Genomic DNA, 7,266 nt, shown 5'->3' with positions numbered 1-7,266 from the left:
AGCTTGCCAGCAGTCACAGTCAACCCAGGCGAAACGGTCAAGACGGGTAAGACGACCGTTACGAACGATAACCCAGGCGTGACGATGACGCATGACACGCCAGGAACCGATACCAACGGTAAGCCAACTACTGACCAGACCGGCGAGACGATCAACCCAGATGGCACGAGTTCATTCTGGAAAGTTCCTGAACCTGTTTCGACGACGAAGGATGGTTACTACGTCACTACAACGACGAAGGATCCAGATGGCGGTACTACCGACACCAAAGTTGATGGCAGCGGTGCTGTTACCCAGATTGATAAGACTTGGGGCGATGGTGATAAGACTAAGGTAACGATCGATAAGACCGGTAACGCAGTCTTCACTGAAACTCCTAATGGTCAGCCTAGCTTGCCTAGTCAAACTGTCACACCAGGTAACACGGCAACAGCTGGTAAGACAACCTTGACTAATAACGAGCCAAATGGTATTCAATTGACTCACAAGCCAGGAGATGCACCTAGTGTAACTGAGACGGTTACGCCAGATGGCAGCATTACCTTTGGCATGATGCCAGAACCTGTCAGCGTGGAAAAGAGTGGCAACACGAATGGAAATCCTGGCAAACCGGGTGATAATGGCAACAACCCAACTGGTAATACTGATAACGAAGGTGGAAATACCAATACCTCAACTGGTAACGGTACTGGTTCAACTGGTACTGACACAACAACTGGTTCAAATGAAGGTACTGCAGTGAAGACACCTAATGGCGAGTCGTCAAATGGCGGTTCGACCACTGGTGATAACACAGGCAACGCCAACGTTTCAACTAATGTTGCTGGGGATCAATCTGTTGGGAACAACCAAGCTTCTGTAACCGGCACAAACGGTAACGTTTCTAGTCAGAACCAGAAGACAGTTGCTCAAGGTAAATTGCCACAAACTAACGACCAAAAGAATTCTGTAGGTGCAACGATTGGCCTCGGATTGTTAGGCTTGTTAGCTGCACTTGGACTCAAGCGTAAGAAACGCGACGATGAATAATCGTAGTTAGTCTTTAGACTTGAAGCCAAGTAACGCGAAAAACGACTTATCGACATCCTTTACGGGATGCTGATAAGCCGTTTTTTGGTTTCGCTTTGAATCGCGAATTCATCACTCAAGTTCATTTGTGAAAAGTCTGTGTCTTCACGTAATCTTTGATATAATAGAGCTAACTTAATTCTGTTTAATCAAGACGTTTAGGAGTGATACTCATGAAGATTGGATTCATCGGTGTCGGTGGTATGGCGCAGGCAATTATCACTGGTCTGCTTAAGCAAGCCAAAATTTCTCCAGCAAATATATTGATTCACAGTGCTCATGCGTCAACCTACGAAGCAGTGGCGAAAAAAACTGGCGTTACTGCAATGAACACTAACACAGAAGTGGCTAAAGCTAGTGATGTGGTTGTCTTAGCGGTGACACCTAATGTTGCTACTCCGGTAGTTCAAGAGATTAGAGATCAGCTTGACCCTAAAACTAAAACGTTGATTTCAATCGTTGCCGGACTATCACTTGAGCGGCTAGAGGAATTAGCCGGGTATGATTTACCCATTTTACGGACACTGCCTAACTTGAATGTTGCCATTGGCGCCGGTATGACAGCTGTTCATGCCAACGAAAATCTTACTGGCGAACCTAAACAACAAGCGGTTGGCTTGTTTGACCAAATTGGGAGTACTGTCACATTACCCGAGTCTGATTTTTCAACCTTTTCAGCCTTAGCGGGGTCTAGTCCTGCTTACGTCTATTTCTTCATTGATTGTTTGAGTCGTGCCGGCGTTAAGCATGGGTTGACTAAAGCTGCAGCCACTAAGATTGCTGCACAAGCAGTCATGGGTTCAGCGGAGATGGTTTTAAAGTCTGACGAAAATCCATTTGGCTTGATTGACCAAGTTTCTTCACCAGGCGGCAGTACTGTCGCTGGATTACTCGCGATGGAAGAAGCCGGCTTTATGACCTCAGTAGTAAAGGGAATCGACGCCACCATTGCCCGTGATAACGCTGATTAGGATTCCTCACGCAAAAGCCAGTGAACACCGATACAACGGGCTTGCAACATGGTCTATACCAGTATATAATAAACTCGTAAACTTCAACGAGTACATGAGAGTTGATTAGGAGGAAGAGTTTATATGAGTATCGTGTTGAAACACGCGACAATTTACACTGGTGAAGACGTTATTACAGATGGTTATATTCGTTTTAATAAGACGATTGAAGCGGTTGGGCAGATGAATGATTATCGGGCACAACCAAACGACGAAGTTAAGTTTGTTAACGGCAAGGTGATCGTTCCTGGCTTCATTGACGTCCACACGCATGGTGGTTATGGTTTCGATTCCATGGATGGTGACGCTGAACAGATTGATCAGATGGTGAACTTGATGGTCAAGGAAGGGATTACCACGGTATTTCCGACGACCATGACCCAGTCCAATGACAATATTGCTCATGCGATGACGGGCATTAAAGAAGCAGCTAAAGTTAACCCCGTTATTAAGGGCGTGCACCTGGAAGGGCCCTTTATCGCGGCAATTTATAAGGGTGCTCAACCGGAAAAGTACATCAAGGATCCCGATGTGTCACTGCTGGATCATTGGAACGAACTCTCTGGTGGTTTAGTCAAATTAATCACTTATGCACCTGAAGATGAGGGTTCACGAGCTTTTGAGGATTACTGTCTCGAACACGATATTGTGCCATCAGTAGGTCACAGTAACGCTACCCGGGCGCAAATGCTCGCTAGTCGGGCCACTCATGTAACTCACCTATACAACGCTCAGCGTGAGTTCAAGCACCGCGAACCAGGAGTTACGGGTCACGCCATGTTAGAAGATAATATGTATGCCGAATTGATCTGTGACGGGTTCCATATCGTTCCAGATATGATTAAGTTGGCGTACGAACAAAAGGGACCGCACCGGATCGAGTTGGTGACTGATTCAATGCGGGCCAAAGGGATGCCTGAAGGGGTCAGTGAGCTGGGCGGTCAAAAAGTGATCGTTAAGGATAAGCAAGCTCGCCTTGAAACCGGTAATTTAGCGGGTTCAGTCCTACGCTACGATGATGCCTTTCGTAACGTGATCTCCTTCACCGGCTGCACAATTGAAGATGCGGTTCAAATGTCATCTGTTAACCAAGCAGAAGAATTCGGTTTGACTCAAAAGGGCAAACTTCTACCAGGGTTAGATGCTGATCTGAACGTCTTTGATCGAGCACTTAACCTACAAACAACTTATAGTTATGGCCGCGAATTTGACGCTGGTCAAACTGATTAGTTAGATAAGAAAGGTCGTAAATTTTATGGGATCACCTGTCTATATTCAAATTCATAATGAAATCAAGAAAGCAATCGAGGCTGGTAAGTGGTCAGTGGGCGATCGTATTCCTTCTGAACGTGAGTTAGCCGTACAATTCCATGTCAGTCGAATGACACTTCGACAAGCGATTCAAACCTTAGTCGAAGAGGGAATTTTAGAGCGCTTTGTTGGCTCCGGTACTTTTGTGGCAAATCAAAAAGTACAGGAAAAAATGTCAGGGGTCACTGGATTTACTGATCTCATGCTTGCCCAGGGTAAGAAACCATCCAGTAAGACGATTTCCTACCACGTTATGAGCCCATCTTTGAGTGAAAGTGAGAAGCTGGAGCTTAAGGATGATACCCAAGTGCTGCGAATGGAACGGGTGCGTTATGGTGATGATGTGCCGATTAGCTTTGAAGTGGCAACCATTCCCTTAGAGATTGTGGATGGCCTTTCAAAACAGGAAGTGTCAGAATCTCTGTACCGAACTTTGGAAACTAAAAAAGGCTTGGTTCCTGGACACGCTAAACAAATGGTATCAGCATCCTCTGCCTCAGAAAGAATTGCTGAGTTTTTGGATATTAAGCGAGGCGATGCCATCTTACGTTTACGGCAAATTTCATATCTGCAGGATGGCAGACCGTTTGAATACGTTAGGACTCAATACGTTGGTGAACGATTTGAGTTTGTACTGGAAAAATAATAAAGAACCTAGAGGTCAATGACTTCTAGGCTCTTTTCATACTCAGCTTACTTTTGATGACGTGCCGCTTTTTTAACCGTGTTAAGGTAACGCGGTAGGACCATCATACGTTTGAATCGAGTTGGCTCCGTAATCAAGCGGTAAAACCACTCTAGATGATGTTGTTGAAAGAACTTCGGTGCCCGCTTGGTATGACCACTGAGGACGTCAAAGCTGCCGCCAACACCCATCCATAAACCGTTATTTTGGTGTCGGTAATCAGCGATCAGCTGTTCTTGCTTAGGGAAGCCAACTGCTAAGAACACCATATCCGGCTTAGTCTTAGCGATGTCCTGTGCAATCGGTGCAAAATCTGCGAAGTAGCCATCATTGGTGCCCACTACGTTCAGGTGCGGGTAGCGGTCAGCCACCACGGTAGCCACATCGGTGATTACCTCAGGCTTAGCACCCACAAGGTACACGGACTTCTGTTGTTCATTTCCCCATTTGAGTAGCGCCAGCATGGTATCGTAGCCGGTAATTCGCTCGGGCATGGGAGTGCCCAAAATTGCAGCACCCTTTAAAATACCAATTCCGTCTGGTGTGATGTAGTCGGCATTGCTTAGAATCCGCTGGTAATCGGGATTTTCTCGGGCATACATGACGATCTCGGGATTAGCCGTCACGATAAACGTGTTGAGCCGAGCGTTGATTCGTGATTCAACCGTGGTTAAAAAGGCTGCTTGAGTTGTATTGATAAATGGCACGTTGAGCACATTGACCAGTGGGAATTCTTTAGACATAATAACCATCCATTCTAGAATTAGTCTTAAAAGCTTCTGTTTAACTGACGATAATTCAGATTAATGATAGAATAGTTCTCATAAGTAGAAATATCAATCAGTCAAAGGAGTTTTACAACCATGGCAAAGCAGTATCCAGATGATAGCACAACCTTGCACACGGATGCGTATGAATTAAGTATGATTCAAACTTATTTTGCAAAAGGAATTCAAAATAAGCAAGCTATCTTCGAAGTTTACTTTCGTGATATGCCCTTTAAAAATGGATTTGCTGTTTTTGCAGGACTAGAACACATCATTAATTATATCGAACAATTACACTTTTCAAAAACAGATATTGAATATTTAAAAGAAACCACAGATTATTCACCTGAATTATTACAGTATTTGAGTGACTTTCAGTTTAAGGGAACGATTCGCTCTGCTGTGGAAGGTGAATTAGTCTACAGTAATGAACCAATGATGCAAGTCGAAGGCCCATTGGCTGACTGTCAGTTAATCGAGACGGCTGTGTTGAACATCGTGAATTATCAGACACTGATTGCGACTAAAGCAGCCCGGATCCGCTCGGTTGCAGGTAATGATGGCATCATGGAATTTGGTTCACGACGGGCACAGGAATTCGACGCTGCTATTTGGGGAACTCGGGCAGCGTACATTGGTGGCTTTGACGCGACTTCTAACGTCCGGGCCGGTAAGATTTTTGGAATTCCCATCAGTGGAACTCATGCCCATTCCCTGGTTCAAACTTATGGGAACGACTACGATGCTTTTCGGGCTTACGCGGAGACACATAAGGATTGCGTGTTCCTAGTTGATACTTACGATACGATTAAAAGTGGGGTACCTAGTGCCATTCGGGTTGCTAACGAAATGGGCGATCAGATTAATTTCTTGGGTGTTCGAATTGACTCAGGTGATATGGCCTATCTGTCAAAGCGGGTTCGTGAACAGTTAGACGAAGCCGGTTATAAGGACGCCAAAATCTATGCTTCCAATGACTTAGACGAAAAGACCATCATGTCGTTGAAGATGCAGCGGGCCAAGATTGATGTTTGGGGCGTAGGTACCAAATTAATTACGGCTTTCGATCAACCAGCATTGGGCGCTGTTTACAAGATGGTTTCCATTGAACGAGACGGCAAGATGGAAGATACCATTAAGTTGTCCAACAACGTTGAAAAAGTGTCAACACCTGGTCCTAAGCAAGTATGGCGGATTACCAAAAAAGACGGTGGTAAGTCAGAAGGAGATTATATCGCCCTTTCAACTGAGGATCCCCGTGAACAGGACGAACTGTACATGTTCCATCCTAATTACACTTACATCAATAAAACGGTCACTGACTTCGACGCACGACCAATCCTGCAGCCGATTTATGATCAGGGCCGATTAGTCTATCAACAACCAGAACTGGTTGACATCAAGCGTCGGAGTTCTGAGAATCTGGAAAATCTCTGGCCAGAGTACAAACGGGATCTAAACCCGCAAAAGTACCCAGTTGATCTGTCTCAAAAACTATGGGACAACAAGATGAATCTGATTAAAAAAGTTCACGAATACGTCAAACAAATCGATTATGATAATAAGTAAGAGGACGAAGCCATGAGAGAATTACAAAAGGAAATTATTTCTGCTTTAAAGGTTCAACCACAGATTGATCCAGAAACGGAGATTAGACGCAGCGTTGATTTTTTAAAGGCCTACCTGAAAAAAACGGGTTTGAAGACCTTAGTACTTGGTATCTCTGGTGGTCAAGATTCGACTTTGGCTGGCAAGTTATCAGAAATGGCAGCTACGGAACTTCGCACAGAAACTCAGGATGACAGTTACCAATTTATCGCGGTTCGACTACCATACGGGAAACAGGCAGATGAATCCGACGCAATGGATGCCATCGATTTTATGCAAGCTGACCGGGTTGATCGCGTGGACATCAAGCCTGTTACGGATGCCACCGTTGCGGCGGTGACCGCTAATCAGGAAACCATTTCTGATTTCAACAAGGGAAACATTAAGGCCCGCCAGCGGATGATCGCCCAGTTTACGATTGCTGGTGCCAATCAGGGTGCCGTTGTTGGTACTGATCATGCTGCTGAAGCAGTTACCGGGTTTTACACCAAGTTTGGTGACGGGGCTGCTGACATTACCCCAATTTGGCGATTAAATAAGCGCCAAGGTAAACAATTACTTGAAGTGCTGCATGCACCCAAGCACTTGTACACCAAGGTTCCCACGGCTGATCTTGAAGAGGACCGGCCGTCGTTACCTGATGAAGTCGCACTAGGAGTGCATTATGATGACATTGATGATTATCTGGAAGGCAAAACCGTTTCTGATAAAGCAGCAGAAACGATTGAAGGCTGGTATTTAAAGACGCAGCATAAGCGTCATTTACCCGTGACGGTCTTTGATACTTTTTGGAAATAGGCTTCGTTCAACTGCGTGA

7 protein-coding genes are annotated in these 7,266 nt (G+C 45.2%); 6 read left to right on the top strand and 1 reads right to left on the bottom strand.

What is annotated here, in order from left to right; all coding sequences use genetic code 11:
- The 4 genes from HC026_RS06440 to HC026_RS06425 form a co-directional block, all read left to right on the top strand.
- Window positions 1-1,029: LPXTG cell wall anchor domain-containing protein (locus HC026_RS06440; RefSeq protein ID WP_168925174.1), on the top strand; the 1,029-nt coding region annotated here is incomplete at its 5' end.
- Window positions 1,030-1,241: 212 nt separating this feature from the next.
- Window positions 1,242-2,039, top strand: coding sequence for a pyrroline-5-carboxylate reductase (proC, locus tag HC026_RS06435; RefSeq protein WP_168925173.1), 798 nt, complete (start codon window positions 1,242-1,244; stop codon window positions 2,037-2,039).
- Window positions 2,040-2,162: 123 nt separating this feature from the next.
- Entirely contained in the window at window positions 2,163-3,308 is a 1,146-nt protein-coding gene (gene nagA / locus HC026_RS06430; protein WP_168925172.1) for an N-acetylglucosamine-6-phosphate deacetylase, read from the top strand.
- Window positions 3,309-3,333: 25 nt separating this feature from the next.
- Complete coding sequence (locus HC026_RS06425; RefSeq protein WP_168925171.1) at window positions 3,334-4,035, top strand: GntR family transcriptional regulator; 702 nt, start codon at window positions 3,334-3,336, stop codon at window positions 4,033-4,035.
- Window positions 4,036-4,082: 47 nt separating this feature from the next.
- Here the strand turns inward: HC026_RS06425 and HC026_RS06420 are convergent, their stop codons facing one another.
- Window positions 4,083-4,817, bottom strand: coding sequence for a WecB/TagA/CpsF family glycosyltransferase (locus HC026_RS06420; RefSeq protein WP_168925170.1), 735 nt, complete (start codon window positions 4,815-4,817; stop codon window positions 4,083-4,085).
- A gap of 120 nt (window positions 4,818-4,937) precedes the next feature.
- Between HC026_RS06420 and HC026_RS06415 the strand changes: the two genes are divergently transcribed.
- Entirely contained in the window at window positions 4,938-6,410 is a 1,473-nt protein-coding gene (locus HC026_RS06415; RefSeq protein ID WP_168925169.1) for a nicotinate phosphoribosyltransferase, read from the top strand.
- Window positions 6,411-6,422: 12 nt separating this feature from the next.
- Window positions 6,423-7,247: an ammonia-dependent NAD(+) synthetase gene (nadE, locus tag HC026_RS06410; protein ID WP_168925168.1), complete on the top strand. Its 825-nt coding sequence runs from the start codon at window positions 6,423-6,425 to the stop codon at window positions 7,245-7,247.
- Window positions 7,248-7,266 lie beyond the last annotated feature (19 nt).

This window comes from Secundilactobacillus angelensis, from assembly GCF_012641075.1.
Lineage (GTDB): Bacteria > Bacillota > Bacilli > Lactobacillales > Lactobacillaceae > Secundilactobacillus > Secundilactobacillus angelensis.
Note: the sequence above shows the minus strand (reverse complement) of the source record. Positions and strands in the feature narration are given on the sequence as shown.